23 protein-coding genes and 1 tRNA gene are annotated in these 26,587 nt (G+C 67.7%); 9 read left to right on the top strand and 15 right to left on the bottom strand.

Features of this window, described 5'->3' with window-relative positions:
* Window positions 1-23: 23 nt before the first annotated feature.
* Both FHW79_RS33300 and FHW79_RS18465 read right to left on the bottom strand, forming a co-directional pair.
* On the bottom strand, window positions 24-1,568 hold the full coding sequence (locus FHW79_RS33300; protein WP_183180307.1) for a calcium-binding protein: 1,545 nt from the start codon (window positions 1,566-1,568) through the stop codon (window positions 24-26).
* Window positions 1,565-2,467, bottom strand: coding sequence for a LysR substrate-binding domain-containing protein (locus tag FHW79_RS18465; RefSeq protein ID WP_183180306.1), 903 nt, complete (start codon window positions 2,465-2,467; stop codon window positions 1,565-1,567). The genes FHW79_RS33300 and FHW79_RS18465 overlap by 4 nt, the downstream gene beginning before the upstream one ends.
* Before the next feature lie 131 nt (window positions 2,468-2,598).
* Between FHW79_RS18465 and FHW79_RS18460 the strand changes: the two genes are divergently transcribed.
* The 6 genes from FHW79_RS18460 (at window position 2,599) to FHW79_RS18435 (ending at window position 9,573) form a co-directional block, all read left to right on the top strand.
* Window positions 2,599-3,717, top strand: a complete 1,119-nt coding sequence (locus FHW79_RS18460; RefSeq protein WP_211108367.1) for an S-(hydroxymethyl)glutathione dehydrogenase/class III alcohol dehydrogenase — start codon at window positions 2,599-2,601, stop codon at window positions 3,715-3,717.
* A 7-nt stretch (window positions 3,718-3,724) separates the two neighbouring features.
* Window positions 3,725-4,576, top strand: a complete 852-nt coding sequence (gene fghA, locus FHW79_RS18455; RefSeq protein ID WP_183180305.1) for an S-formylglutathione hydrolase — start codon at window positions 3,725-3,727, stop codon at window positions 4,574-4,576.
* A 145-nt stretch (window positions 4,577-4,721) separates the two neighbouring features.
* The gene (locus FHW79_RS18450) at window positions 4,722-5,699 is read left to right on the top strand and encodes a TAXI family TRAP transporter solute-binding subunit (protein WP_211108381.1); all 978 of its coding nucleotides are present in this window, start codon (window positions 4,722-4,724) and stop codon (window positions 5,697-5,699) included.
* Window positions 5,700-5,894: 195 nt separating this feature from the next.
* The gene (locus tag FHW79_RS18445; protein WP_211108366.1) at window positions 5,895-7,970 is read left to right on the top strand and encodes a TRAP transporter permease; all 2,076 of its coding nucleotides are present in this window, start codon (window positions 5,895-5,897) and stop codon (window positions 7,968-7,970) included.
* 34 nt (window positions 7,971-8,004) lie between these two features.
* A complete protein-coding gene (gene dgcN, locus FHW79_RS18440) occupies window positions 8,005-9,018 on the top strand; it encodes an N-acetyltransferase DgcN (RefSeq protein WP_183180303.1) in 1,014 nt (337 codons plus the stop codon).
* Between the two features lie 129 nt (window positions 9,019-9,147).
* Window positions 9,148-9,573 (top strand): NUDIX hydrolase, encoded by a 426-nt coding sequence (locus tag FHW79_RS18435; RefSeq protein ID WP_145680993.1) that lies wholly within the window; start codon window positions 9,148-9,150, stop codon window positions 9,571-9,573.
* Between the two features lie 73 nt (window positions 9,574-9,646).
* Here FHW79_RS18435 and FHW79_RS18430 read toward each other — a convergent pair whose 3' ends face one another.
* The 7 genes from FHW79_RS18430 to FHW79_RS18400 form a co-directional block, all read right to left on the bottom strand.
* The gene (locus FHW79_RS18430) at window positions 9,647-11,116 is read right to left on the bottom strand and encodes a tagaturonate reductase (RefSeq protein ID WP_183180302.1); all 1,470 of its coding nucleotides are present in this window, start codon (window positions 11,114-11,116) and stop codon (window positions 9,647-9,649) included.
* A gap of 32 nt (window positions 11,117-11,148) precedes the next feature.
* Window positions 11,149-12,636, bottom strand: coding sequence for an altronate dehydratase family protein (locus FHW79_RS18425; RefSeq protein WP_183180301.1), 1,488 nt, complete (start codon window positions 12,634-12,636; stop codon window positions 11,149-11,151).
* A gap of 66 nt (window positions 12,637-12,702) precedes the next feature.
* Window positions 12,703-13,950, bottom strand: coding sequence for a TRAP transporter large permease (locus FHW79_RS18420; RefSeq protein WP_282184009.1), 1,248 nt, complete (start codon window positions 13,948-13,950; stop codon window positions 12,703-12,705).
* A 23-nt stretch (window positions 13,951-13,973) separates the two neighbouring features.
* Window positions 13,974-14,444 carry a TRAP transporter small permease gene (locus FHW79_RS18415; RefSeq protein WP_145672642.1) on the bottom strand — a complete coding sequence of 157 codons (471 nt, stop codon included), beginning with the start codon at window positions 14,442-14,444 and terminating at the stop codon, window positions 13,974-13,976.
* Window positions 14,445-14,503: 59 nt separating this feature from the next.
* The gene (locus FHW79_RS18410; protein ID WP_145672641.1) at window positions 14,504-15,478 is read right to left on the bottom strand and encodes a C4-dicarboxylate TRAP transporter substrate-binding protein; all 975 of its coding nucleotides are present in this window, start codon (window positions 15,476-15,478) and stop codon (window positions 14,504-14,506) included.
* A gap of 155 nt (window positions 15,479-15,633) precedes the next feature.
* Window positions 15,634-16,650 carry a zinc-binding alcohol dehydrogenase family protein gene (locus FHW79_RS18405; protein ID WP_348984214.1) on the bottom strand — a complete coding sequence of 339 codons (1,017 nt, stop codon included), beginning with the start codon at window positions 16,648-16,650 and terminating at the stop codon, window positions 15,634-15,636.
* A 32-nt stretch (window positions 16,651-16,682) separates the two neighbouring features.
* Window positions 16,683-17,432, bottom strand: coding sequence for a FadR/GntR family transcriptional regulator (locus FHW79_RS18400; protein WP_348984213.1), 750 nt, complete (start codon window positions 17,430-17,432; stop codon window positions 16,683-16,685).
* A gap of 421 nt (window positions 17,433-17,853) precedes the next feature.
* Between FHW79_RS18400 and FHW79_RS18395 the strand changes: the two genes are divergently transcribed.
* A tRNA-Leu gene (locus FHW79_RS18395) sits at window positions 17,854-17,940 on the top strand.
* 93 nt (window positions 17,941-18,033) lie between these two features.
* On the opposite strand, the gene FHW79_RS32775 is transcribed toward FHW79_RS18395, so the two are convergent.
* From FHW79_RS32775 to FHW79_RS18380, 3 genes are all read right to left on the bottom strand, one after another.
* On the bottom strand, window positions 18,034-20,256 hold the full coding sequence (locus FHW79_RS32775; RefSeq protein WP_247884490.1) for a hypothetical protein: 2,223 nt from the start codon (window positions 20,254-20,256) through the stop codon (window positions 18,034-18,036).
* A gap of 66 nt (window positions 20,257-20,322) precedes the next feature.
* Entirely contained in the window at window positions 20,323-20,634 is a 312-nt protein-coding gene (locus FHW79_RS18385; protein WP_183180299.1) for a hypothetical protein, read from the bottom strand.
* Window positions 20,631-20,858: a hypothetical protein gene (locus tag FHW79_RS18380; RefSeq protein WP_183180298.1), complete on the bottom strand. Its 228-nt coding sequence runs from the start codon at window positions 20,856-20,858 to the stop codon at window positions 20,631-20,633. The genes FHW79_RS18385 and FHW79_RS18380 overlap by 4 nt, the downstream gene beginning before the upstream one ends.
* 192 nt (window positions 20,859-21,050) lie before the next feature.
* Between FHW79_RS18380 and FHW79_RS18375 the strand changes: the two genes are divergently transcribed.
* Complete coding sequence (locus tag FHW79_RS18375; RefSeq protein ID WP_247884489.1) at window positions 21,051-21,224, top strand: hypothetical protein; 174 nt, start codon at window positions 21,051-21,053, stop codon at window positions 21,222-21,224.
* Between the two features lie 471 nt (window positions 21,225-21,695).
* Here FHW79_RS18375 and FHW79_RS18370 read toward each other — a convergent pair whose 3' ends face one another.
* Window positions 21,696-21,878 carry a hypothetical protein gene (locus FHW79_RS18370; protein ID WP_183180296.1) on the bottom strand — a complete coding sequence of 61 codons (183 nt, stop codon included), beginning with the start codon at window positions 21,876-21,878 and terminating at the stop codon, window positions 21,696-21,698.
* A gap of 269 nt (window positions 21,879-22,147) precedes the next feature.
* Here FHW79_RS18370 and FHW79_RS18365 point away from each other — a divergent pair, with 269 nt between their 5' ends.
* Window positions 22,148-24,790, top strand: a complete 2,643-nt coding sequence (locus tag FHW79_RS18365; RefSeq protein ID WP_247884488.1) for a DUF3772 domain-containing protein — start codon at window positions 22,148-22,150, stop codon at window positions 24,788-24,790.
* Window positions 24,791-24,793: 3 nt separating this feature from the next.
* Here the strand turns inward: FHW79_RS18365 and FHW79_RS18360 are convergent, their stop codons facing one another.
* Window positions 24,794-25,027, bottom strand: coding sequence for a hypothetical protein (locus FHW79_RS18360; protein ID WP_183180295.1), 234 nt, complete (start codon window positions 25,025-25,027; stop codon window positions 24,794-24,796).
* 350 nt (window positions 25,028-25,377) lie between these two features.
* Entirely contained in the window at window positions 25,378-26,529 is a 1,152-nt protein-coding gene (locus FHW79_RS18355; protein WP_183180294.1) for an MFS transporter, read from the bottom strand.
* Window positions 26,530-26,587 lie beyond the last annotated feature (58 nt).

The following is a 26,587-nucleotide window of genomic DNA, read 5'->3' as shown; positions in this document are numbered from 1 at the left end:
GCCGCATGTCGATCGGGACGACGTTATGATCCGTACGAAACCGACACGATGTCCGAAGCGGACAGCGTCTTGACATTCAGCGTTGCGATCGCGATTCCCGCACCGGAACCGATGCCGTCAGCATCGTAGGACAGGACACCGGTCGTGGTGTTGAAGATGAAGCGGTCATTGGCATCGACCGGGGCATCCAGCGCAAACAGATCGGCGTTCAGTGTCCCATCAGGAAGATTGCCGTACGACCAGCCGTAGACTTCGATGCGATCCACCCCGTTTTCGAAGTCCTGGATGGTGTCGCTTCCCGTGTCGTAACGTAGGAAACGAAAGGCATCCGCACCGGAGCCACCGATCAGGAGGTCGCTGCCGTTGCCGCCGATGAAGGTGTCGTCACCCTTCCCGCCGGAGAGGGTATCGTTGCCTTCCCATCCGTCCAATTGGTTGGCCGCCGTGTTGCCGATCAGGGTGTCGCCGTAATAGGACCCTTGAATATTCTCGATGCCGCTGAGGCGATCGCCTTCGGCAACGCCACCACTTCCCATTCCGGTGGTCAGATTCACGGTGACGGCCGCTCCGGAGCGGCTGAAATAGGCGATATCGACCCCGTCTCCACCGACGATCAGATCGGCTCCGACGCCTCCTTCGAAGGAATCGTTTCCTGCGCCGCCGCGTAACGTATCATTGGCGCTGCCTCCGACCAGCCAATCGTTGCCGGCGCCCGCATTGATCTCGACGGAAACCGCGCGGTAATCACCGTAGAAGTAATCGTCTCCGTCACCGCCATAGGCCCGTTCGACGTTCCAAACATCCAGGTCGATGTAGACGGGGCCGCCTCCTTGCACGACGACGGTGTCGTATCCGTCTCCGCCGTCGCCCCAATCATCGTAACCGCTGATGTAGAGGCGGTCGTTCCCATTGCCTCCCAACAGTGTGTCGAAGCCCGGGCCTCCAACGAGCGTGTCGTCACCAGCGCCGCCCTGAAGCAGATCGTCGCCGTCTCCTCCACGCAGGGTGTCGTTGAAGTCGCTGCCGGTGATGGTGTCGTTCCCGCCGCGGCCGTCGATAAGAACACTTTCGATCGCGCCGGAGGCTGTCAGCACATCGTCGCCCGCGCTGCCGTAGGCGTGCTCGATGTCCGTGGCGGCGAGATCCAGCGTGATGCCGACCGTTCCTTGAACGACGACGGTATCGATGCCGGCACCGCCGCTGATCAGCAGATCGTCCGCATCGATGTACAGGCGGTCATCTCCATCGCCACCACGCAGAATATCCGCCCCTCTTCCACCAATCAGCGTGTCATTCCCTTCCAAGCCAGAAAGGTCGTCGTCATTCTGTGTGCCCCGCAATTCATCCGCATCCGGGGTCCCAACAATCACCGGCATCGTCATCTCCTGATCGATCTTATTTTTGCAACCAGCCGTAAGGCGTTTTGAAAATAGAGTTCGGAAAGGAGCGAGCGATGTGACGGCTGTCACTCTCTTCGAGGGATTTTCATGGGCCATTTCGCCGCATAATGAATGTTGTTTGGGGAAAACCATCCAGGAATGTTGGCGGCGGGCGTCCCCGATGCTCAACGGTATTCCGGCCTCCGGGCCAGCCCTTCCTTGAGATGCTGGATCAGCAGCCGCACCTTGGGCGACAGGTGGCGCTGCGGCGGGTAGACGGCCCAGACGGCGGTGTTGGGCGGGCGGTGGGCTTCCAATAGGGAGACCAGCCGGCCCGCCGTCAGATGCTCCACCACATAATAATCGGGCAGCTGGCACAGCCCGAAGCCGCGCAATGCGGCGTCCAGCACCGCCGTGCCGCTGTTGCAGCGCCAGCGCCCCTGCGGCCGGAACAGCCACTCGGGCCCGCCGTCCTCCAGCGATCCCGCGTCGAAGGTCCAGCCGTCCGCCGTGCCGGTCAGGCAGTCGTGTTCGGCGAGGTCGTCTAGCCGGCGCGGCGTCCCGCGCCGCTCCAGGTAGGACGGTGCGGCGCACAGATGCATGACCCGCGGCGCGATCCGCGTGGCGACAAGGCTGGAATCCATCAGCCGCCCCAGCCGCACCGCGAGGTCCACCCCCTCATGCACCAGATCCAGCCGGCGGTTGGTCAGCTCGATCTCGACGCGGAGTTGCGGGTAACGCTCCAGGAAATCGTTGACCAGCGGGACCACGAACCGCTCGCCATAAGCCACCGCGCAGGTCAGGCGCAGCAGGCCCTTGGGCTCCGCCTGGAGGTCGCTGACGGCGAGCAGCGCCTCGTCCCGCTCCTCGATCAGGCGGCGGCACTGGGCGAGCAGGGAGCGGCCGGCCTCGGTCAGCGTCACGCTGCGGGTGGTGCGGTAGAACAGGCGGGCCTGCAAGCGGTCCTCCAGCCGCGCCACCTGCCGGCTGACCTGCGAGGAGGAGATGCGCAGCCGCTCCGCCGCGCGGGAGAAGCCGCCGCACTCGGCGACCGCCACGAACTCGTCGATGCCATCCCAGCGGCTCACCCGTCAAACTCCCGATTCCGCGCCGATTATCCCCATACGGCAACAATCCTCTCCAACATTGCAGCGTTGTCAACGCGCGCGGAATGCTAACGTCGATCATCAAAGAAACGCGAACGCATGGAGACGGTGGGATGGTGAAGTCACGCGCGGCGGTGGCCTGGGAAGCGAAGCGCCCCCTGGAGATCGAAGAGGTCGAGGTCGCGGCGCCCAGGCAGGGCGAGGTTCTGGTGCGCATCGTCGCTACCGGCGTCTGTCACACCGACGCCTACACCCTGTCCGGCATGGACTCGGAAGGCGTGTTCCCGGCGATCCTGGGCCATGAGGGCGCCGGCATCGTCGAGGAGGTCGGGCCGGGCGTTACCTCCGTCCAGGTGGGCGACCACGTCATTCCGCTCTACACGCCGGAATGCGGCAAGTGCAAATTCTGCCTGTCCGGCAAGACCAACCTCTGTCAGGCGATCCGCGCCACCCAGGGCAAGGGGCTGATGCCGGACGGCACCAGCCGCTTCACGGCGAAGGGCCAGCCGGTGTTCCACTATATGGGCACCTCCACCTTCTCCGAATACACGGTGCTTCCGGAGATCGCGGTCGCCAAGATCAACAAGGCCGCTCCGCTGGAGAAGGTCTGCCTGCTCGGCTGCGGCGTGACCACCGGCATGGGTGCGGTGCGCAACACCGCGAAGGTCGAGCCGGGCTCGACGGTGGCCATCTTCGGCCTGGGCGGCATCGGCCTGTCGGCGATCATCGGCGCCGTCATGGCGAAGGCGTCGCGCATCATCGGCATCGACATCAACCCCGACAAGTTCGAGATCGCCAAGCAGCTCGGCGCCACCGACGTGGTGAACCCGAAGGACTACGACCGCCCGATCCAGGAAGTTCTGGTCGAGATGACCGACGGCGGCGTCGACTACAGCTTCGAGTGCATCGGCAACGTGAAGGTGATGCGCGCGGCGCTGGAGTGCTGTCACAAGGGGTGGGGCGAGTCGGTGATCATCGGCGTCGCCGGAGCCGGGGAGGAGATCAGCACCCGCCCGTTCCAGCTGGTCACCGGGCGTGTCTGGCGCGGCTCCGCCTTCGGCGGCGTGCGCGGCCGGTCGGAGTTGCCGGATTACGTGGAGCGCTACCTGAAGGGCGAGTTCGAGCTGGACACCTTCATCACCCACACCATGGGGCTGGAGGACATCAACCACGCCTTCGACCTGATGCACGAGGGCAAGAGCATCCGTTCCGTCATCCTCTACAACCCGTGAGGACCGGATGGAGTCGCAACTGACCCAGATCGCGGCGAACCGCTGCTTCGGCGGCTGGCACAAGCGTTTCCGGCACCGCTCCGCGGTGCTGGACTGCGACATGGTGTTCGCCGTCTATCTGCCGCCGCAGGCCGAATCGGGCAGGGTGCCGGTGTTCTACTGGCTGTCCGGCCTGACCTGCACCGACGAGAACTTCATGCAGAAGGCCGGCGCCATGCGGATGGCGGCGGAACTCGGCATCGCCATCGTGGCGCCGGACACCAGCCCGCGCGGCCCCGACGTGCCCGGCGATCCGGACGGCGCCTGGGACTTCGGGCTGGGCGCCGGCTTCTACGTCAACGCGACGCGGGAGCCGTGGGCGAAGCACTACCGCATGCACGACTATGTGGTGCGGGAGCTGCCGGCGCTGGTCGAGGCCGAACTTCCGGTGACCGACCGGCGTTCGATCTCCGGCCATTCGATGGGCGGGCATGGCGCGCTCGTCTGCGCGCTGCGCAACCCGGGCCGCTACCGCGCCGTGTCGGCCTTCGCGCCGATCGGCAACCCGGCCAGCGTGCCCTGGGGCGAGAAGGCATTCGAGCGCTTCTTCGGCACCGATTACGCGGCGTGGCTGGAGTGGGACAGCTGCGCCCTGCTGGGCCGTGCCACGGAGAAGCTGCCGATCCTGGTGGACCAGGGCGACGCCGACAGCTTCCTGGAGAAGCAGCTGAAGCCGGAGAATCTGCAACGGGCGGCGGAGGCGGCGGGCCACCCGCTGACCCTGCGGATGCAGCCGGGCTACGACCACAGCTACTTCTTCATCGCCAGCTTCATCGACGACCATCTGCGCCACCACGCAGCGGCGCTGCTGGAGGGCTGACGCCTTTCCGTCCGGACATACGGTTCACCCGCTTTCGGAATGGGCCGTATGTCCGGACCGGTCTCCCATTCGTGTCGACAAGCCTCCTACCCAAAGGCATCATTTCGTTACGACGCGAAATAATTGGGAGGTTGTCGTGAAGTTCATGTCCAAGACCCGCCGTCTGGCCTTCGCCGCCGTGGCGGGCGCGGTCGCCATCGGCGCCACCGTCGCCGTGGCGCAGACCCCGGCCTTCTTCCGCATCGGCACGGGCGGCACCGCCGGCACCTACTATCCGGTGGGCGGGCTGATCGCCAACGTCATCTCCGGCGCCAACGGCGGCGTGCCCGGTCTGGTGGCGACCGCCGTGGCCTCCAACGGCTCCGTCGCCAACATCAACGCCATCAAGGGTGGTTCGTCCGAGTCGGGCTTCTCGCAGTCGGATGTCGCCTATTGGGCCCACACCGGCACCGGCCTGTTCGAGGGCAAGGGCAAGGTGGAGGACCTGCGCGTCATCGCCACGCTCTACCCGGAAACCATCCATCTGGTCGCCCGCAAGGACGCCAACATCAAGTCGGTTGCCGACCTGAAGGGCAAGCGGGTGTCGCTGGACGAGCCGGGCTCGGGCACGCTGGTCGACTCGCGCATCGTGCTCGGCGCCTTCGGCCTGACCGAGAAGGACGTGAAGGCGGAATATCTGAAGCCGGGCCCGGCGGGCGACCGCCTGCGCGACGGCGCGCTGGACGCCTACTTCTTCGTCGGGGGCTACCCGACCGGCGCCATCTCCGAACTCGCGACCTCCTCGGGCATCTCGCTGGTCCCGATCACCGGGCCGGAAATCGACAAGATGCTGGCCCAGTACCAGTTCTTCGCCAAGGACACGGTGCCGGCCAACACCTACAAGGACGTTCCGGAGACGGCGACCATCTCCGTTAACGCCCAGTGGCTGACCAGCGCCAAACAGCCGGACGACCTCGTCTACAACATCGTCAAGACGCTCTACAACGAGAAGAGCCGCGCCGCGCTCGAAGCCGGCCACGCCAAGGGCAAGCTCGTCACGTTGCAGACGGCGACCAACGGCCTGGGCATCCCGCTGCATCCGGGTGCGGAGAAGTTCTTCAAGGAGCAGGGCGTCCTGAAGTAAGGCGCGTCTGATCAGCTTGGCAATCCTAACCCTCTCCTCTCCCGAGAGAGGGTGCCCGCGAAGCGGGTGGGGTAGGGGGATGCGCTTGTGCCGGACGGTCCGCCACGCGCACCCCCCTCACCCCGACCCTCTCCCCAGGGGGGAGAGGGGGCTTTGAGCATGCGCCGGCCCAGCCCGATTTATTCTGGAGCATCCATGACCGATACCCATCGCGATCCGCCATCCGACATCCGGCTGGATTCCGCGTCCATGGAACTCGACGAGGCCAAGGCGCGGGAGCTGGAGGAGAAGTTCGACTCCGAGATACGCTTCCGGCCGCTGTCGCCGCTGGCCGGAAAGCTGGTCGGCGGGCTGCTGATCATTCTGTCGCTGTTCCATTACTACACCGCCGGCTTCGGCCTGCTGCCGGAGATGGAGCACCGGGGCATCCATCTGTCCTTCGTGCTGGGCCTCGTCTTCCTGGTCTTCCCCTTCACCAAGCGCGGCTACGGCGAGCCGGTGATGGGGACGCTGCTGCGCCCGCTGGGCATCGGCCTTCAGGACTGGGCGCTGGCCATCGGCGCGGTGGTCGCGGTGATGCATGTCCCGCTGATCCCGCTCGACGATCTGGCCTTCCGCGTCGGCAACCCGACCACCACCGACGTCATCCTCGGCTCCATCCTGATCATCGTGCTGCTGGAGGCGACGCGCCGGTCGGTCGGCTGGCCGCTGCCGATCATCTCGCTGATCTTCATGAGCTACGCGATCTGGGGGCCGCAGATGCCCGGGCTGCTGAAGCATCCCGGCGCCACGGTCTCGCAACTCGTCGACCATCTGTATCTGACGACGCAGGGCGTCTACGGCATCGCGCTCGGCGTGGTGGCGACCTACGTCTTCCACTTCGTGCTGTTCGGCGTCTTCGCCACGCGCATCGGGCTAGGGCAGCTCTTCCTCGACTGCGCGGCCTGGGTGGCCGGGCGCTACGCCGGCGGTCCCGCCAAGGTCGCCATCTTCGGGTCGGCGCTGTTCGGCATGATCTCCGGCTCCTCGGTCGCCAACACGGTGACGGTGGGCTCGCTGACCATCCCGGCGATGAAGCGGATGGGCTACAAGCCGCATTTCGCCGCCGCCGTGGAATCGACGGCCTCCACCGGCGGGCAGATCACCCCGCCGATCATGGGCGCCGCCGCCTTCCTGATGATCGAGTTCCTGGGCCTGCCCTACACGACCATCATCATGGCGGCCATCGTCCCGGCCTTCATGCATTTCTTCGGCGTTCTTGTTCAGGTGCATTTCGAAGCCAAGCGCAACGGCCTGCGCGGCCTGCGCCCCGACGAAATGCCGGATCTGAAGGAAGCCTTCCGCCGCGACTGGCCGACGGTCATCCCGCTGGTCGTGCTGATCGGCATCCTGATCGCCGGCTACACCCCCTACATGGCGGCCTTCTGGGGCATCACCCTGTGCATCGCGGTCGGCCTGCTGAACCCGCGCAAGCGCATGACCATCTGGGAGGTTCTGGACGGGCTGCGCGACGGCGCCAAATACGCGCTGGCGGTCGGCGCCGCCGCCGCCACGGTGGGCATCATCGTCGGCGTGGTCACGCTGACCGGCGTGGGCTTCAAGATCTCCTACATCGTCACCTCCACCGCGGGCGAGATGGCGGTGTGGGCCGGGGCGTTCCTGCCGGGCTGGCTGGCCGACGCCAAGGGGCTGACGCTGCTGTTCACCCTGATCATGACCGGCGTGGTCTGCATCCTGATGGGCTGCGGCATCCCGACGACGGCCAACTACATCATCATGGCGACCATCGCCGCCCCGGCGCTGGGTCTGCTGGGGGTGGCGCCGATCGTCGCGCATTTCTTCGTCTTCTACTACGGCGTGCTGGCCGACATCACGCCACCGGTGGCCCTGGCGGCCTACGCGGCGGCGGGCATGGCGGGAGCCGACCCCTTCAAGACCGGCAACACCGCCTTCCGGCTGGGGCTGGCGAAGGCGCTGGTGCCCTTCGTCTTCGTCTTCTCGCCGTCGCTGCTGCTGGTGGCGCCGGGCTTCAACTGGCCGGACTTCTTCATCGCCTTCCTTGGCTGCATCGTCGGCATCGTCTGTCTGGGCGCCACCCTGACCGGCTGGCTGCTGACCACGATGCGGGGGTGGGAGCGGCTGCTGCTCGGCATCGCCGCCATCCTGCTGGTGACGCCGGAGCTGTATTCGTCGCTGCTGGGGCTGGCGCTGATCGTGCCCGTCCTGCTCCGCCAGATGTCCGCCCGCCGCCTGACCCCCGAAGCCGCCTAACGGAAACATCCGGTCTTTTCGAGAGGACCCGACCATGAACATTCCCCATCCCTACCTGATGTTCCTCGGCGACGTTCAGGACCAGCTCGGCGCCAAGACCGCGCAGGGCATCGTGGACTGGCGGCGCGACTGGTGCCTCGGCCAGATCCGGCTGGAGGGCTGCAAGGCCGACCTCGGCATTCCCGACATGACGATCGCGGAAGCGGCAGGGCGGGGCGCCCGCACGCTGGTGGTCGGCGTGGTGAACGCCGGCGGCGTCCTGCCGGAGCATTGGACGAGCGTCATCGTCCAGGCCATCGAGGCCGGCATGGACGTGGCGAGCGGCCTGCACACCCGGCTGGAAAGCATCCCGGCCATCGCCGAGGCGGCGGCGCGCCACGGCCGCCAGCTTTTCAACGTCCGCCATTCCGACCAGCGCTTCGCCACCGGCAAGGGCACCAAGCGTCCGGGCCGGCGGCTGCTGACGGTGGGCACCGACTGCTCCGTCGGCAAGAAGTACACGGCGCTGGCCCTGGAGAAGGAGATGCGCGCCCGCGGCATGGACGCGGATTTCCGCGCCACCGGCCAGACCGGCGTGTTCATCTCCGGACGCGGGGTCGCCATCGACGCGGTGGTGGCGGACTTCATCTCCGGCGCGGTGGAGTGGATCGCCCCAGCGGCCGACCCAGCCCACTGGGACCTGATCGAGGGGCAGGGCTCGCTCTACCACCCCTCCTTCGCGGGTGTGTCGCTGGGGCTGCTGCACGGTGCCCAGCCCGACGCCTTCGTCGTCTGCCACGAGCCGACCCGCAGCACCATGCGCGGCGTGCAGCACCCGCTGCCGTCGATCCAGGAGGTCATCGACCTGACCATCCGCTGCGGGCAACTGACCAACCCCGCCATCCGTCCGGTCGGCATCGCCATCAACACCAAGGCCTATGGCGAGGACGAGGCGCGCGCCTGCCTGGAGGCGGCGGCCAAGGCCCATGGCCTTCCGGCCAGTGATCCTATCCGGTTCGGCGTAGGCGAAATTGTTGACCGTCTGACGGAAGAATTTGCCACTGAGTAACGTTAATAGGGGATGATCAGGATGACGATGGGCGGTACGGAGCACCCCCGCCCATCGTCCTATGAATGATCACCCGTCATCCGGTTCAGCCGAGTTGGATCGCGGGTCCGGCCTTCCCACTTGGACATGATGAGCAACCGCACTCCCGCCACCCAATACGCCGCCCTTCCTTTCCGCCTTCGCAACGGCCGGCCGGAAATCCTGCTGGTCACGTCGCGGGAAACCAAGCGGTGGATCATCCCCAAGGGGTGGGCGGAGGAGGGCGTGAAGCCCTGCGACATGGCGGCGCGGGAAGCCTACGAGGAAGCCGGCGTGCGGGGCACCGTCGACCACCGGCCCTTCGGCAACTTCCGCTACATGAAGCGGCTCAGCGTCAACAAGTCGGTGCTGTGCGCGGTGACCGTCTTCCTGCTGGAGGTCGACGAGGTGCTGGACGAGTGGCCCGAGAAGGGCCAGCGCGAGCGCCGCTGGCTGACCCCGTCCCAGGCCGCCCTGGCCGTCGGGGAAAGCGGCCTCGTGGAGATGCTGCTGCGGCTGGGCATCCCGCCGGACTGAATCCGGGCCGGGACGAAGCTCTTGGTAAAGAAGAAAGGCCCCTTCCGCGCCGGCGGAAGGGGCCTTTTCAGTGTCAGCGCTCCAGCCTTGCGGCGAGACGGGCGAAGGTGAAGGGCTCATCCGTCAGGAAGCGGATGTCCTCGATGACCTGGGCGCGCAGCGAGCGGTCGTCGATGCTGCGGCCCCAGAAGGCCGTCTCGTCCAGATAGGCGGCGACCATCGCCTCCAGCCCCGCCGGGGTGCCGTCGTCCAGGGCGCCGATGGCGCGGACGCGCTCGACGATCTCGGCGGAATCGCGCGGCGGCAGTTTCTTGGCGCCGGGGAAACGGCCGAGGTAGAAGGCCAGCCAGGCGGCCAGCGACAGGCTCATCAGCGGCGCCGGCCGTCCGAAGCGCTCCCGGTAGGCGAGCAGCCGGTCCAGGTTGCGGGTCTGGTACTTGACGAGGCCGTTCAGGCTGATGTCGTACCACAGGTGCCGGATGTAGGGGTTGCGGAAGCGGCGCAGCACGGCGGCCGCGAAGTCCTCCAGCTCCGGCTTCGGCAGGGTGAGAAAGGGGATGACCTCCTCGTTGAGCAGCCGGTCGAGGAAGCGCGCCCCGGCGGGATCGCTCACCGCCTCGCCCACCGTCTCGACGCCGGCCAGCAGGGCCAGGGCACACAGGCCGGTGTGGGCGCCGTTGAGGATGGCGACCTTGCGCGCCTTGTAGGGGGTGACGTCGGCGGTGACGACGGTGCCCTCGTCATGCTCGCCCAGCGGCAGGCGCAGCGCCGGCATCCCCTCCTTGCGCTCGATCACGAAGAGGTGGAACAGCTCGGCGGCCGCCATGAAGCTGTCGTCGTAACCCAGCTCGCGGCGCAACTCGTCGGCCTCGGCGCGCGGGAAGCCGGGGACGATGCGGTCGACCAGCGTGTTGTAGAAGGCGTTCGCCGTCTCGATCCAGTCGATGAAGGCCGGCTCCAGCGCCCAGTCGCGGGCGTGCAGCAGGACGATGCGCTTCAGCTCCTCGCCGTTGTGGTCGATCAGCTCGCAGGCCAGCATCTGCAGGCCGGCGTCGGGCGCGCCGTCGAAGGCCTTCCAGCGCTCGTGCAGGAAGCGGGTCATCTTGCCGGGGAAGGAAACCGGCGGCTCGTCGGCGTAGGCCACTGACGGGACATAGGCGATCCCGGCGTCGGTGGTGTTGGAGACGACCACGGTAACGTTCGGGTCGCGCGCCAGCTCCAGCACCGACGCCCAGTCGCCGTGCGCGGCGATCTCGTTGCGCACGCAGCCGATCAGCCGGGCCTGCGAGACCTTCCGGCCGGCTTCGTCGACGCCGCGCGACAGGACGGTGTAGACGCCCTCCTGTTCGTTCAGCGTCTGCGGGAAGCTGCCGGGGATGGGGCGGACAACGGTCACGCCCCAGTCGCCACCGGTGGCCTCGTTCAGGCGGTCGACCTTCCAGTCGAAGAAGGCGCGCAGGAAATTGCCTTCGCCGAATTGCACGATCCGCGTCGTCGTCGGGCGCGGCCGGCCGTTGAGAAAGGATGCGTTCAGGCGCTGCATGGTCGGCGTCCTTGTCCGAGAGGTGGCGGGGTTCAGAGCGTGACGCCGGACTTGAAGATCACGAGGTCGTGGACGTCGTTCTCCTCGTTGCGCGCCTCCTTGCCGTTGGCGACGGCGAGGATGCTGTCGATGAAGGACGGCAGCAGGCTGTCCACCGTGGCGGTGGCCTCGGCGATGGGGCCGGCGTTGAAGTCGATCCAGTGCTTCTTCTTCTCGGCCATGGCGGTGTTGGTGGCGATCTTCATGGTCGGCACCACGCCGCCCAGCGGCGTGCCGCGGCCGGTGGTGAACAGCACGATGTGGCAGCCGGCGGCGGCCAGGGCGGTGACCGCCACGCCGTCGTTGCCCGGAGCCTCCAACAGGGTCAGGCCCGGCTTGCGGATGCGCTCGGCGTAGCGGATGACGTCGCGCACCGGGGAGAGGCCGGCCTTCTGGGTGCAGCCCAGCGACTTCTCCTCCAGCGTGCTGATGCCGCCCGCCTTGTTGCCGGGCGAGGGGTTCTCGTAGATCGGCTGGTTGTGGTCGATGAAATACTGCTTGAAGTCGTTGATCAGGGTGACGACGCCCTCGAAGACTTCGCGGCTCTCGGCGCGCTCCATCAGCAGATGCTCGGCGCCGAACATCTCCGGCACCTCGGTCAGCACGGTGGCGCCGCCGATCCCGCACAGCCAGTCGGAGAAGGCGCCCAGCAGCGGGTTCGCCGTGATTCCGGAGAAGCCGTCCGAGCCGCCGCACTTCAGGCCGATGCGCAGGCGGTCGGCGCCGACCGGCTCGCGCTTGTCCTCGCGCATCACCGCGGCCAGCTCGGTCATCGCCTCCAGCGACGCCTCAAGCTCGTCCGACACCTCCTGGGTGGTCAGGTAGCGCAGGCGGCGCGGGTCGGGATGCTCGAAGCCCTGGGTGAACAGGGCGCGGGTGTTGTTCTCGCAGCCCAGCCCCATGACCAGCACGCCGCCGGCGTTGGGGTGGATGGCGAAGTCGCGCAGGATGTTGCGGGTGTTGTCGAGGTCGCCGCCGAGCTGCGAACAGCCGTAGGGATGCTCCAGCACTGTGACGCGGGAGCCCTCGGGAAGCAGGCCCATCGTCTCGAAGCGCTTGGCCGCGTTCTTGGCGAGGCCGTTGACGCAGCCGACCAGCGGGATGATCCACAGGTCGTTGCGCACGCCGATCTCGCCGTTGGCGCGGACGAAGGCCTGGATGGTCGGCGCCTCCCGCCTGGCCGGCGCCGCGTCGTTCGCCGGGCCGGCGTAGGCGTAGTCCTGCAGGCCGCCCAGCGCGGTCCCGATGTTGTGGGTGTGGATATGCCGCCCCACCGGGATCGCCTCCTTGGCGAGGCCGATCACGCTGCCGTACTTGATGACCCGGTCGCCCGGCTGGTGCGGCGTCACGGCGAACTTGTGGCCCTGCGGCACCTCGTCGAGCAGGACGACGCCCAGACCGTCGATCGCGGTGCCCTGGGCCAGCGGCTCCAGGGCGACGGCGACGGTGTCGCTGGAATGGATCTTCAGGTACTTCGACATGTCAGGCCCCTTGGGGGAGAAGCGAGGGAAGCGGGAGGGCGGCAGGAAAGGTCAGCGGGCCAGGGGTCAGCGGGCCAGGAGCAGCGAAAGCTCCGGCACGAAGGTGACGAGCATGAGCGAGATGAACAGCGCCACGAAGAGCAGGGTGGACTGCTTCATGAAGTCCGAGATCTTCACCTTGGCGAGGTTGCAGACCAGCAGCATGACCGTGCCCACCGGCGGTGTCAGACAGCCGACCGCGAGGTTCACGATCACCACGATGCCGAAGTGGATCGGGTCGATGCCGAGCTGGTGCACCGTCGGCATCAGCAGCGGGACCATGACGATGAGGATCGCGTTGCCCTCGATCAGCATGCCGAGGAACAGCAGCAGCAGATTGAGGATGATCAGGAAGACGTACTTGTTGTCGGTCAGCGCCGTGATGAAGGTCGCCAACTGCTGCGCCGCCTGCTCCAGCGACAGCACCCAGGCCAGGGCCGAGCAGGCCATGATGACCAGCATGACCGAGGAGGTCGCCTTGAAGGTGCCGACCAGGGCGTCCAGGACATGGGCGACGCGCATTTCGCGGTAGATCACGAAACCGATCACCAGGACGATCAGCACCGCCACCGCGCCCGCTTCGGTCGGGGTGAAGATGTTGGCGCGGATGCCGCCGATGATGGCGACCAGCAGGACCAGCACCGGCCAGGCGCCGACCAGCGCGCTGGTGGTCTCCGAGGCGGTCGGCCAGCTGTCGCGGGACGGCGGATAGCCGTTGCGCTTGGACACGATGTAGGCGGCGCCCATCAGCATGATGGCCATGACGATGCCGGGCAGGATGCCGGCCATGAACATGGCGCCGATGGAGACGTCGGCGACGAGGCCGTAGATGATCAGCGCGATGCCCGGCGGGATGATCGGCGTCACCAGCGCGCCCGACGCCGTGACGGCGGCGGCGAAGGCGCGGTTGTAGCCCTTGCGCTCCATCTCCGGCACCAGCATGCGGGTGAGCATGGCGCTGTCGGCGAGGTTGGAGGCGCTGACGCCGCCCAGCAGCGTGCTCAGCATGATGTTGGTCAGCGCCATGCCGCCGGTGAGTTTGCCGACCATCAGGTCGGCCACGCGCAGCAGGCGCTTGGCCACGCCGGTGTGGTCCATCAGCGTGCCGAGCAGGATGAAGAAGGGGATCGCCAGGAGGGACAGATTCTGCGACGCGCCGATCAGCCGCTGCACCGCGATCTGGTCCGGAACCGGGCTGAAGAACACGAAATAGACAAGAACCGATGCGAAGATTGCAATGTAGATTCGCATATTCAAAGCGAAAAGACAAAGCATAATAAGAATGATGACGGGCCAGCTCATGGCGCTTCCCCCTTGACGATCACCATGATGTCAATAAAGCAACGGTGCAGAAGATAGGCGACGAGGCCAATCGCACCGACCGGAACGGCAATGTCGATCCAGAACCAGGAGATCTGAAGAATTTCCGTCAGCTTGTACTGGGCGCTCTGGGCGAGCAGGTAGCCGAGCCAGCCGGCATAGCCGAGAACCAGGATCGACAGGGCCGAAATGGTCAGATCGACCGCCGCCCGGATGCGGGTGGGCAGCAGGTCCACGAACAGCGGGATTTCGAGATGCTGGCCGTCACGCTCGGCGACGATGGCGCCGATCATGATGATCCAGATCATCAGAAGCCCCGACATCTCCTCGCCCCAATGCAGCGGGGCGTCGAAGAGATAGCGCGCGAACACCGCCACGATGGTCATCACCACCAGACCGGCCAGCGCGGTTCCCGCGATGACCGATGGCAAACGCCGGATCAACTCCATGGCATAATCCTCCAGGCGATCCGGGCGGAACGGAAGCTCCGCCCGGATTTACTTATTTCTTACTTGAGATCCTTCTGGATCTGTTCATACAGGCCAGCCGACCACTTGGGGAACTGGGTGTATACGACCTTGGTGGCCTCGCGGAACGGCGCCGGGTCCGGCTGGATCACGGTGACGCCGGTCGCCTTCATCTTCTCGATGAACTCGGCGTCCTGCTCGGCGGCCAGCTTCTGGCTGTAGAGGCCGGCCTCATAGCCGGTCTCGTGGACCATCTTCACGACGTCCGCCGGCAGCTTGCTGAAGAAGGCTTCGCCGCCGACCCACACCGAGGTGTTGGTCAGATAGCCGACGAGGCTGAGATACTTGGCCTGCTCATGCAGCTTGGCGCCGTACAGCACGGAGATCGGGTTCTCCACGCCGTCGATCAGGCCGGTGGTCAGGGCCGGGTAGACCTCGCCCAGCGGCATCGGCGTCGCGGTGGCGCCCATCGCCTCGATCGTCTTGATCTGCATCACGTTGTTCGGGACGCGGATCTTCATGCCCTTGAGGTCTTCGGGCGTGTTGATCGGCTTCTTGGCGAGGATGTGGCGCACGCCGTACAGGTAGTTGGACATGACGATGTGCACGCCCTTCTTGCGCAGCGCCTCGTCCTTCTTCTTGAACCAATCGCTCTCGTAGATCTTGAAGAGCTTCTGGGGGTCGTCGGTCAGATACGGGCCGAACAGCACGCCGAGATCCGCGTCGTAATCCTGCAGGAAGCCGACGTCGGTCAGGGTGATGACGTTCATCCCCATCATCGCCTGTTCCATCACGTCCTTCTTGGCGCCCAGCTGGGAGCTGGGGAACAGCTTCAGGGTGATTTCACCCTTGCTCTTTTCCTTCAGGAGGTCGGCCCAGTGATGCATCACCCGGTCGAGCGGCTCGCCCGGGTTGTTCTCATAGGCGACCATGATCTCGGTCTTGGCCATGGCGCCGGACGCGGCACCGATCGACAGCACGCACGCGGCAAGGGCAGACGCCAGAAAGCGCTTCATTGTTATTTCCTCCATAGTGGATGCCGGAGAGCCCGTCTGCGGACGTGGCCCAGGGACGGGTCCCGCCGAACATGGCCGGACCCGGCGGCGGGACCGGCATGTCCCGCCGTAGCAGTTCTGGTGGCGGCGGCGCCCGGCGGGCGCCGCCGGAAGGGTCAGCGCTCGATCATCACCTTGACCGTGGTGTCGCGCTCCTTGGCCCAGTAGGGCAGGGCCTTGTCGGCCTCCTCGAAGGGGAAGACCTTGGAGATCAGGTCGTCGGGGGCGTGGCCGAGCGTTTCGAGATAGTGGATGACGGCCTGGAAATCCTCGGAGGTCGCGTTGCGCGACCCCATGATGTCCAGCTCCTTCAGGTTGAAGAACTGCGTCTTGTAGGACACCGGCTCCTTGGCATAGCCGATGTAGACGACGCGGCCGGCGAAGGACACGAGGTCGATGGCCTGGGTGAAGGTGGCGGGCAGGCCGACCGCCTCGATCACCACGTCGGCGCCGTCGCCGTTGGTCAGCTCCAGGACGCGGGCGGTAACGTCCTCTTTGGCGGCATCGATGGTGTGGGCGGCGCCGTAGCGGCGGGCCAGACCGGTCTTCGCCTCGCCGATGTCCACGGCGATCACCGTGGCGCCGCGATGGACGGAGCCGGCGATGGCGCCCATGCCGATCATGCCGCAGCCCAGCACCAGGACGGTGTCGGACGCCTCGACGCGCCCGCGCGCGGCGGCGTGGAAGCCGACCGACAGCGGCTCGACCAGCGCCAGATGGCGCGGCGCCAGCGTGTCGTTCAGGATCAGCTTGCCGTAGGGCAGGACGATGCGCTCGGCCAAGCCGCCGTTCTGCTGCACGCCGAGCGTGCGGTTGCTGCGGCAGGCGTTGACCCGGCCCTTGCGGCAGGACGGGCAGGTGCCGCAGGCGGTGTAGGGAATGACGATGGCGCGCCGGCCCACGGCGTATTCGGCCGGAACGCCCTCGCCCACCGCGGCGATCTCGCCGCCGATCTCGTGGCCGGGGATGCGCGGCAGGGACACCAGCGGGTTCAGCCCCTTGAAGGTGCTGAGGTCGCTGCCGCACAGGGCGACGTGGCGGATGGCCAGGAGCACCTCGCCGGGGCCGGGGGTCGGCTCCGCCACCTCGTGGATCGCGCAGACGTCCACGCCTTCGATCATCAGTGCTTTCACAGGTGATGTCCTTTTTTGGGAAGCCGACGTGTTCAGGGCTTGGGCGCAGCCGTGGGCTGCGCTTCCTGGTTGAACACGCTCTCGCTGAAATGGAAGTGTGCGTTGCTGGCCTCGACGGCCTTCCCGACCGAGCGCTCGCGCAGCGCTGCGATGATCTGACGATGATAATCGACCGTGGTCGGCCCGATCACCGCGTTGCTCTTGCCGATCTCCATGTAATAGATCATCGGCTGCGACATCGCCTGATACATCTTCTGCAACATGGAGTTGCGGGAGGCGGCGACGATGGCGGCGTGGAAGCGGAAGTCCACCTCCGCGGCCTCGCGCACCGTCAACTGGTGCTCCATGTCCTCGGCCAGACGGTCGAGCCCGTCGATCTCCGCGTCGGTGATGTGCCGGACCACCTCGGGCAGCACGCCGATCTCGATGATCCGGCGGAACTGCAAGACTTCCCGGCAGGTCTTGACGCTGCGGTCAAAGCATTGATCGAGAATGCGGAACATCGCCTCGATGTCCGGCTTGCTGGCGCGCGGGCCGCGCTGCGTCTTTTCCACCAAGCCATAAGCTTCGAGAAAGATGATGACTTCGCGGATCGTGTTGCGGCTGACGCCGAACCGTTCCGCCAGCAGCCGCTCATTGGGCAAGAGATCGCCGGGCTGGTAGCGCTCGGGGATCTCCTTGCGAAGCTCTTCGAAGATGGCCTTGACGGTTGAGACGCCGTTCATGATCGCGCCGCCTGAGTTTGGTCCAACAATTGGACAACTGATGGCGAACGATAGCACCGCGGCTCCGGGTGGAAAACGGCAAAAGGAGTCATAAAATGTCAAAAACAGCGCTGTTAACGCATGAAGTTAAATTGTTGCACCGCATCATCGTGCTGTGCGGCGCCTTGCTCCGGGTTTTTCTCTTCTCCGTCTTTGGTGAGGCATTGAATTGAAACCTTGGGATGTCGGCGTGCGCCCGTTCGACCGTTGGGCACGCCCGGTTGAAGCATCCCGCTTGCTTATCCCCCCGGAATGCGATAACAGGGCGCGGCGCGCACGAATGGGGCGCGGGCGGGCCGGGAACGGCCGGTCGGCGGCTTGGTCGCACCCCGAGAAAGTTGTTGCAATCCGATGCGGCGCCGCGTAACGTCCCGCTTAGGAAAGCAAGTTAATTCAATGGGTTGGGCTTTCGTGCCCAGTTCATTCGAACGATGAAGTCGCGGTCGTGGCGGAATTGGTAGACGCGCAGCGTTGAGGTCGCTGTGGCAGAAATGCTGTGGAAGTTCGAGTCTTCTCGACCGCACCATCCCTATCGTCGGCGCATTGCCGGACGACAATGAAAATCGGGGCCTTCTCAGGCCCCTTTTTCATGCCCGCACGGAGCGGGCCTTATCCCCCTTCACTCCTCAAGGGTCCAGTTCCCGGCGGTCCGGCAGGTGCGCAACGGCGTCCCGGCATCCCGCCCGGCGGGGGTGGTGACGACGTGGGTCAGGCCGAAGCACAGGCGCCCACGGTCCTTCGGATCGGCGATGCGGCCCGTCACGGTGACCACGCCGGAGCGCAAGCGGTCTCCCGACATCCACTCCTGACCGACCGCCGCCCGTTCCGTGCCCGACGCGGCGAGAGCGCCGAGGAAGGCCCCGGCGACCTGCGCCTGGTCGTCCTGGCTCATGCGCAGGCGGGTGGCGTTGCTCCAGCCCGGTCCGACCAGCAGTTCCGGCGTCCGGACATTGACGGCCACCCGGTCGGCCGCGATGGCCACGGCCAGATCCAGCGGGTCTTCCGGAGCCACCCCCGGCGGCGTGTCGATCAGTCCGGTCAGGCTGGCGAGCCCGGTCCGCGTGCCTTCGCCCATTTTGCCGTCGATGGCGCCGTCGTAGCGCCCCAGCCGGGCGAGCGCCCGCTGCGCCGCCATGATCCGTTCCTCCGGAGTCAGGACGCGCGGGGTGGGCATCGGGGCGCGTCCCTCGGTGATCGCCTCGACATCCAGCCGGTGGTTCAGCCGGCTGAAGCCCGGCCCGCCGTTCCACCAGGTCAGCAGGCCGAGATGGAGCACCGCCGCGGCGGACAGCAGGGCAAGCGGCCAGGACCCCTGCTCCGGCGCGCGGACCGGCCCGCCGAAGGCCGCGCCCAGTGCACCGCGCACCACGGTGCGCACCAGCATCCACAGGCCCAGCCCGGCGGCGATGGGAAGCCCGATGTCCCAGCCCAGCCGCAGCGCCGCCGGGGCGGGCTGTTCCGGCGTCGCACCGGTCAGCAGGGCCGCGCCGTCCACGCCCGCCACCAGCAGCAGGACCAGGGCGAGCAGCCCCGCCGCGGCGATCCAGCTCCGCGCCACGGCGGTGCGGCTGGTCTCGGCGAAGCGCTCCGCCAGGACGGCGGCGATCTCCGTCACGAAGCCGGGGCTGACGCAGCCCTCATGGTCGGCGACGATTGCCGCGGCGTCCGGCTCCCGGCCGTCCAGCACCGCCTCGGCGATGGAGCGGGTCAGGCGGTAGGTGCCGGCCAGGGCGAAGGCGTCGGCGGGTGGCAGCGCCGCGATGCGCGCCAGAACCGGGGCCAGCACGGTGTCCAGGAAGGGGGGAAGCGGGGCGGAGTCGCCGTCCGCCCCGACGGTCTCCACCTCGAACGGCACGCCGTCGCAGTCCCAGGACAGCGCGACCACCGTCAGCGTGCCGCTGCGCTGGTAGAGGAGTTGCGTGCCGGAATGGCGCACCGTCGCGGGCGCGGGGTTGGCGAGCGCGGCGAAACCGGAGAAGCCGGCCTCCTCCAGCGCCATCCGCACCGCCGCCGGGGCGTCCGGCGGGGCGGTGAGGCTGTAGGACGGGTGGGCGGTCAGGCGGGGGTGGTGGATGTGGGTGAACTGCCCGACCCCGCCGCAGGACTCGCAGGCGACCACCCCGTCGCCGGCGCAGACCGGGCAGCGGTGCTGGCCGCGTCCGCCGCAATCGGGGCAGTCCGGCGCCTCGGCCGTCGCGCTGTGGGTGCAGCGGACCTTGCCGCCGCGGCAGCCGTCGCCGCCGCAGGCCCGCACCCCGCCGCCGTTGCAGCCGGTGCAGACCTCGTGAAGGTAGTAAGGGCCGCGCAGCGAGGGCAGGGGCGGCAGCGGTTCCTCCGCCGCGGCCATCGCCTCGACCCGCTCGTCCAGCGGGCCGAGCAGCGTGGCGAAGCGGTGGGCGGTTTCCAGCGAGGCGGCCTCGGCGTCAAGATCGCGGGCGAGCGTCGCGTTCAACTCGGCGGCGTTGCGGCAGTAGATGGCGAATCGCACCATCTCCGCGCCCAGCCGGACCTCGACCTCCGTCGCCCAGTCGATGCTCAGGGTCAGATGGGCGCCGACCATCACCTCGCGCTGCTGGGCCTGGCGAAGCGTCACGCCTTCCGGCGCCGGGACGTTGCCCGAAGCCGCCCGGCGCAGCCGCCGGATCAGGGCGGTCTGCGGAACCGTCGCGGCGGGGGCGGGCCGGTGACGGTCGCCCGGAGGCGGGTCGCTAAGGGGCGAATCGCCTTGGGGCTGATCGCCCTGGGTCCGATCGCCCTGGGTCCGATCGCCTTGCGGCAAATCACTGGAGCCCAGTCGGAGGGGGCCAAGCTCGTTCCGGTCGAAGTCGAGGCTGTCGGGCATGGGGCGTGCGTGTCCGCGAACAGGGGCGCCGGCACTGGATCAGGCCGCGGATGCCGGAGCAGAAAATCAGGCGGCGACGTCCGGCGCGGGCCCGCCACCGGTCGGCGCCCGGTCGTCGGACTCACGGTCTCCGAAGTCGAGATCGTCTGAGGCGTCGGCGGAGGCCGGCGTGTCCGCGGCGTCGTCGGGAGCCGGCGCGTGGCGGACCCAGCGGCGGCCTTCCATGGCGAATCCGTGGTCGCGGAACCACAGCCGCTCGGCCTCGTCGGCGGCGCGGAACAGCACCAGAGTCCAGCCGTCGCAGTCCTGCGTCCCGTCGCCGCCATCGTCGGGCATCGCGTAGGGCTGGAGCGAATAGGGGAAGTCGTCGCGGGTCACTGCATGCCCCCCGGATTGGAGCCGCCGGAACCGGATGGCCGCGCCGGAGCGGACGGGGGTTCGGACCCGTCCCCCTCGATCGGTTCCAGGTCGCTTTCGGCGGCGTATTTGATGAGACGGCCGTCGTCCAGACGGATGTCGTAGGTCGGCTCACCGGCAAGGGTCCGTGCGACGACGAGGGCTTCCTGGCCCGCAAACCTTACCCGTGTTCCCAACCGCAGCATCCCGCCCCCGACCATGTCTTGTTCGTCGTCGCAGGCTAAGGATTCGGCCGGGGGTGTGCTGTGTCAAAAACCGGACGCCAAAGGAGCAAGGCTGTGCTTGCGGGGTTCTCCCCTTGCGGGGCTTGGTGCGACGGGCCCTTTGCGCTGTTGATGATGCAAAAGGACAGGTGTGGTGCAACGATGGAGGTGTTCATGCCCGCACAGCAGGACAACGGCAACCGGAAGCCGTCCGTCATCGATCTCGTGACCGATCCCGAGAAGTTCGATCAATGGCAGCGCCAGCGGGAGCGCGACGAGGCATCGGACAGTGACCGCGGACGTGAGCCGGACCGCGGCCGGCCCGATTCCCCCGGTGGGCGGGACTGACCGCCCAGGGGATGATGGCCTGGGGTGTCGATGGCCCGGGGATCAAAGGTCTGGGTTGGATCGAGCGGCTATTCGGCGGCCTCGCGGGGCGGCGGCGCCTCCGCTGGAATGCCCAGCGGGGCACCGCAATGGAACTGCATGAGCCGGCGCTCGACCCGGATCAGATAGGCGCGCGCATCCAACCCCACGGGGCCGCGGCTGTGTTCGCGGACGAGCCTGATCGCGCGACAGGCGTGACCGCATTCCGGTGTGGCAAACTGGCACAAGACGATCGTCCGCCAAAAGGTGTGGGTCCCAAAGTATTACTTCTTTTGACGGAGAGCGTCGAGCTTCAGTTGCGACTCGAATTCAATGTCACAACGTATCGTTCAGCAGCGACACCGGTGCCGCCCCGGCTGGTTTGCATACGATAGTATGTATCGCGGGACTTGGCTGTCCTGCCATTGCTGCCCAGGCAACGGTTGAAGGGGTTCAGTTCGACCCCTGGTTGTCTTCGGCCCGCGCGCCGGGCTGGGCGTCTTCGAGAGCCGCCAAATACTCCAGAAGCCGTTCCAGCGTCTCGGTCGGCATCCCGACGGACGGGACGTCGTTGCGCTTGGCGGCCTTCAGCGCGGTGCGAAGCAGAGTGCGGTCGATGTCGGTCAAGCCGGCCATGATGATGACGTGCGTGTGAAACGACGATGCACAACCTGTATCATCAAGGCGCGCAACCACGCCATGCCCAATCGGAAGGCAGTCGCACGAAACCGCCGACACGGACGGGTGCCGCCGGTCCGCGCGAGCAGACTCCCGCGCGCAACGCCCTGTCGCATCCTGGTGACACGACGCGCCATACTTTTGCCGTGACGACGAAGAGTATAGGTATCCCTTTTCCCGGTTCGCCGGGGCCGCAGCTTTTCGCCAACATGAGCTTTCGAACGGTGATGCTGACTTCCTCCGCTTTCCGCCATCGGATCGGCCGCTTCCTGGTGGTCCTGATGCTGTGCGGCGCGCTTGTCGCGGCCGTCCACCAATCGGCCATGGCCCAGTCCGCCACGCCGACAGCGGAAGCGGCGGCGGACTTCAAGACGAAACTGCCGCAATGGCAGAACGCCTTGGAGCGGGCGGCCAACCGCATCGCGGGCGGCGATCTGGCAAACACCGAGTACGAGACGCTGCGCGCCGATCTGGCGAAGATCCAGCACGAGGTCCGCGAGGCCGGGGCCGCCGCCGCCGCCGCCCGCGACACCGCCCAGCGCATGCTCGACGCGCTGGGCCCGCCGCCGGCCCAGGGCGCCCCGCCGGAGGAGGCCGGGATCGCCGCGGAGCGCAAGCGCCTGACCCAGACAATCGGCGAGGCGGAGGGGCGGACCAAGCAGACCGAGCTGATCGTCACCCGCGCCGACATCCTGCTGCGCACCGCCGCCGACCAGCGCATGACCCAGCTCACCGAGCAGATCGTCCGGCGCGGCCCGGTGCCGCTGCTGCCCGCCACCTGGGCCGCCCTGCCCGAGCAGACGGCCTATGTGCAGGAGCGCATCGGGCGGGCCTTCGGCATCGTGATGGGTGACGACGAGTGGCGCGGCCGCCTGTACGGTCTGGGCGCGCTCGCCGCCGTCCTGTTCCTGGTCGCCTGGCCGGTGCGCCGCGTGCTGCTCCGCCGCTACGGCCACCGCAATCAGGAGGAGCGGCCCAGCTACCGCCAGCGGGTGGTGGCGATGGCGGTGGAGGCGCTGGCCCGCTGCCTCGTGCCGCTGGTGCCGACTCTGGTGCTGAGCGGCGCCCTGGTCGGGCTGCTGCGCGACGCGGCCGACGCCGGGCCGCTGACCGCGCTGGTGGTCGGGGTGTCGGGCGGCCTGACCGCCTATTTCCTGGTCACCGGTGTCGCCCGCGCCACCCTGGCGCCCGATCATCCGTCCTGGCAGCTCGCCAACCTCGACCCGGACAGCGCGCGCCGTCTGGTCCGCCGCGTCCCGCTCGCCATGATCGGACTGGCGCTGGCCGGCACTGGCATCGCCTTGTCGGAGGGGATGTTCACCCCGCCGGAGCTGCGGTCGATCACCGGCTTCGGCACCATGGCGCTGATCGCCGTGTCGCTGCTGTTCCTCTACCCCGATCACCTCTGGCTCGCCGCCCCGCCGCCGGAGGCCGAGGCGACCGACGATTGCGGGTGCCCCGAGCCGACGCCCGGGGGCGGACTGGACGTCACCCTGCCTCCTCCGGCGTCCGCACCCGCCGCGGCGGAGGCCGAAGAGGCTCCGCCGCCCCGTCCACGGGTCGTCGGGCTGCGTCTGCGCCTGCTGATCGGCGCGGTGGCGCTCGCCTCGCTGGTCGCCTCGGGCGCCGGCTATCTGGTCGGTGCGATCTACGCCTCGAAGCTGATGCTGACCACGCTCATCATCGGCGGCGTCCTGCTGGTGGCGCGCGGCGTCCTGCGGGAGCTGCTGTGCGTCCTGCTGGAGCGCGGCAGCGGGCAGGTGGCCGAGGTGCGCGACATCGTGATCGCCACCGACCGCGGCCGGCGGATGCTGGGGCAGGCCGGGCGCACGGTGATCGACGGGCTGCTGCTGACCGTGGCGGCCTTCTTCCTGCTGCCGCTGACCGGCATGACCCTGTCGGAGATGAAGGGGCTGGCCGACGGCTTCCTCAGCGGCGTCACGGTGGGCGGCGTGCGCATCGCGCCGGGCGACATCATGTCGGCGCTGATGGTGCTGGGCGTCGTCGTCGCGGTGACCCGCTTCATCCAGCGCCAGCTCGACGAGCGCATCCTCGGCCGCGTCAACATGGACGACGGCGTGCGCAACTCCATCCGCATGGGCGTGGGCTATCTCGGCACCACCATGGCGGTGCTGATGTCGGTCGGCACGCTGGGGCTCGACCTGTCCAGCCTCGCCATGATCGCGTCGGCCCTGTCGGTCGGTATCGGTTTCGGCCTGCAGAACGTCGTCAGCAACTTCATCTCCGGCCTGATCATGCTGGTGGAGCGGCCGGTGAAGGTGGGCGATTGGGTGGTCGTCAACGGGCTGGAGGGCACCGTGCGCCGGATCAGCGTCCGCGCGACGGAGATCCAGACCTTCCAGCGCGCCTCGGTGATCATCCCGAACTCGGAGTTCATCTCCAAGTCGGTGGTCAACTGGACGCTGAAGGACAAGACCACCCGCATCGAGATCAAGGTCCGCATCACCTACGACACCGACGCCCGGCAGGTCTACGCGATGCTGCTGAGGATCGGCTATGGCCACGCCCAGGTGCTGCGCAACCCGGAGCCGGTGGTGATGTTCCGCGACTTCGGGCCGAGCGGGCCGGAGTTCGAGCTGCGCTGTTTCGTCGCCAACACCGAGCACATCATCCCGGTGCGCAACGAACTGCGCATGCGCATCCTGGAGCAGTTCCGCGAACAGGGCATCCAGATGCCCTTCGACCAGCAGACCGTCCACATGCCGAAGGTCGAGGCGATGCTGGAGGTCCTTCTGGCCGAGCGCCGCGCCCAGGCCGGCGTGCCGGAGCTTCAGGTGGTGGCCGACGGCGGCAAGGTCGTGCCGCTGGCCGATACCCTTACCGAGCGCGGGCCGCGCACCGCCACGTAAGGCTCAGGGCTGCGGCTCCGCCGGCTTGCGGCGCCGCAGTTGGGTCACCTTGGGCGGAGGCCCGGCGGGGTCGGGCAGAGGGTGCCAGCCGGCGATGGCGCGCACGCAGCGCAGCGCCTCCGGGTTGTTGGCGAAGACGGGGAACAGCCGGCGCAGTTCCACCACGGCGGACCATTCCCCGCGGTCGTGGAAGGCTTGGCGGATCGCTTCGGCTTCGCTCTCGCTGACGGTGAACATGGCGCCAGACTGCTCCGCGGACCGGTGGCGCGCAAGTCGTCGCAGCGCCGGAAACAGCCCTTTGCCGTGGCCCGCAGGCCCTGTCAAGGAAAGTTGTTCACAGGCGCGCGCATCCTTCGCTTGACTCCCGTTGCCGGGCAGGGCAGCCGCTGGATCAGGGGCGAAGGCAAGCTCGGCGCCCGAAAAATCCTTGATTGGCGCGGTTTTCTAATGTGCCCAAAAACAAGGCATTTCTGCCGGACCCCTTGAGGGACCGTTGATCCCTTCGGTTACCCCTCGATTCGCCAACAGAGTTATCCACAGAATCTGGGGATATCCGAAATATTGACATATCAGTCGGGCCGGCCCTCTCAGGCTGGGCGGCGGATCAGCCGCACGGCGCCGACGCCCAGCAGCATGGTCAACGCGCCGCCGAACAGGAACAGGGCGGGCAGCCCGACCTGATGGGCAACCGCCCCATAGACCACCGGCCCGATTCCCTGCCCCAGGAAGAAGGAGGAGGCGAAGAGGGCGAGCGCCGACCCACGCGCCGTCGCCGACAACTCCGTCGCCTGGGTCTGCATCGTGTTGTGCAGCATGTAGAAGCCGAATCCGGCGACCAGGAACAGCAAGGACACCACCGGCCAGGGCACTGGGGCGAGCATCGCCAGATAGGCCCCGCCGGCCACCAGGCCGCCGGCCCCCATCATCCCCCATTGGCCGAGCGTGCCCAACAGGCGCCGCACGATGAAACTGTAGACGACTCCGCCAATGGCGAAAGCGGCGAGCGTCACCCCGGCCTCGAAGGCGCCCTCCGCCCCGTGGCGGGCCAGCATGGGAGCGACGAAGGGGAAGACGCCGAAAATCAGCAGCCCTTCGGCCGCCACCGTCGCGAAGACCCAGACCGACACCGGATTCGCCAGGACGGAGGCGTAGCGCGCCCGCGCGTCGGCAATGGACAGGGGAAGCCGCTCCTCCCGCTCACCCTTCAGGAGCAGGGCGGCGGTCAGCGCGATCAGGCCGGTCACCACCGCGGCCAGGGCGAAGACGGTGCGCCAGCCCGCCACCTCCGACAGGGCGCCGGCCACCGCGGAGCCGGACATCTGACCGAGGATGACCGCCAGCAGGAAGCGGCTGATGGCGAACTGCCGCTCGGTGTAGACCACCCGGTCGCCGATCAGCGCCATGGAGGCCGGGATGATTCCCCCGGCGAAGGCGCCGGCCAGCATCCGCGAGGCCAGAACGGTGTAGTAGCCGGGCGCCACCGCCGACAGCGCCACACCGATGGTCAGGACGACCAGCGACAGCCGGATCAGCCGCGTCTTGCCGATGGCGTCACCGACCGGCCCCAGGATCAGCTGCATCGCCGCGTAGGGCAGCGTGTAGGCGGAGGAGAGCAGGGCCGCCTCGGCCACGCCGATGCCCAGGTCTGACGCGATGACGGTCAGCATCGGGTCCGTGGTCCGCAGGGAAAAAGCGCTCGCGAAGCCGGCGAGGCCGAGCATCAGGATGAGAAGGCGCATGGGAAAGCGTCGGCCGGTCTATGGTCTGGGGCGTGCGGGGGGACAACCCTAAAGCAGA

The sequence above is a fragment of the Azospirillum sp. OGB3 genome, from assembly GCF_014192915.1.
Classification (GTDB): Bacteria; Pseudomonadota; Alphaproteobacteria; order Azospirillales; family Azospirillaceae; genus Azospirillum.
The sequence above is the reverse complement of the archived record's forward strand: the minus strand, read 5'-3'. Positions and strand labels throughout refer to the sequence as shown.

What these genes read in the sequence shown, in the direction of transcription:
- FHW79_RS18375 (WP_247884489.1), top strand. Translation starts at nt 21,051, where the DNA reads ATGCCCGCACAGCAGGACAACGGCAACCGGAAGCCGTCCGTCATCGAT.
- FHW79_RS18435 (WP_145680993.1), top strand. Translation starts at nt 9,148, where the DNA reads ATGAGCAACCGCACTCCCGCCACCCAATACGCCGCCCTTCCTTTCCGC.
- FHW79_RS18450 (WP_211108381.1), top strand. Translation starts at nt 4,722, where the DNA reads ATGTCCAAGACCCGCCGTCTGGCCTTCGCCGCCGTGGCGGGCGCGGTC.
- FHW79_RS18360 (WP_183180295.1), bottom strand. Translation starts at nt 25,027, where the DNA reads ATGTTCACCGTCAGCGAGAGCGAAGCCGAAGCGATCCGCCAAGCCTTC.
- FHW79_RS32775 (WP_247884490.1), bottom strand. Translation starts at nt 20,256, where the DNA reads ATGCCCGACAGCCTCGACTTCGACCGGAACGAGCTTGGCCCCCTCCGA.
- FHW79_RS18445 (WP_211108366.1), top strand. Translation starts at nt 5,895, where the DNA reads ATGACCGATACCCATCGCGATCCGCCATCCGACATCCGGCTGGATTCC.
- FHW79_RS18430 (WP_183180302.1), bottom strand. Translation starts at nt 11,116, where the DNA reads ATGCAGCGCCTGAACGCATCCTTTCTCAACGGCCGGCCGCGCCCGACG.
- FHW79_RS18415 (WP_145672642.1), bottom strand. Translation starts at nt 14,444, where the DNA reads ATGGAGTTGATCCGGCGTTTGCCATCGGTCATCGCGGGAACCGCGCTG.
- FHW79_RS18365 (WP_247884488.1), top strand. Translation starts at nt 22,148, where the DNA reads ATGCTGACTTCCTCCGCTTTCCGCCATCGGATCGGCCGCTTCCTGGTG.
- FHW79_RS18355 (WP_183180294.1), bottom strand. Translation starts at nt 26,529, where the DNA reads ATGCGCCTTCTCATCCTGATGCTCGGCCTCGCCGGCTTCGCGAGCGCT.
- FHW79_RS18410 (WP_145672641.1), bottom strand. Translation starts at nt 15,478, where the DNA reads ATGAAGCGCTTTCTGGCGTCTGCCCTTGCCGCGTGCGTGCTGTCGATC.
- FHW79_RS18460 (WP_211108367.1), top strand. Translation starts at nt 2,599, where the DNA reads ATGGTGAAGTCACGCGCGGCGGTGGCCTGGGAAGCGAAGCGCCCCCTG.
- dgcN (WP_183180303.1), top strand. Translation starts at nt 8,005, where the DNA reads ATGAACATTCCCCATCCCTACCTGATGTTCCTCGGCGACGTTCAGGAC.
- FHW79_RS18420 (WP_282184009.1), bottom strand. Translation starts at nt 13,950, where the DNA reads ATGCTTTGTCTTTTCGCTTTGAATATGCGAATCTACATTGCAATCTTC.
- FHW79_RS18380 (WP_183180298.1), bottom strand. Translation starts at nt 20,858, where the DNA reads ATGCTGCGGTTGGGAACACGGGTAAGGTTTGCGGGCCAGGAAGCCCTC.
- FHW79_RS18370 (WP_183180296.1), bottom strand. Translation starts at nt 21,878, where the DNA reads ATGGCCGGCTTGACCGACATCGACCGCACTCTGCTTCGCACCGCGCTG.
- FHW79_RS18425 (WP_183180301.1), bottom strand. Translation starts at nt 12,636, where the DNA reads ATGTCGAAGTACCTGAAGATCCATTCCAGCGACACCGTCGCCGTCGCC.
- fghA (WP_183180305.1), top strand. Translation starts at nt 3,725, where the DNA reads ATGGAGTCGCAACTGACCCAGATCGCGGCGAACCGCTGCTTCGGCGGC.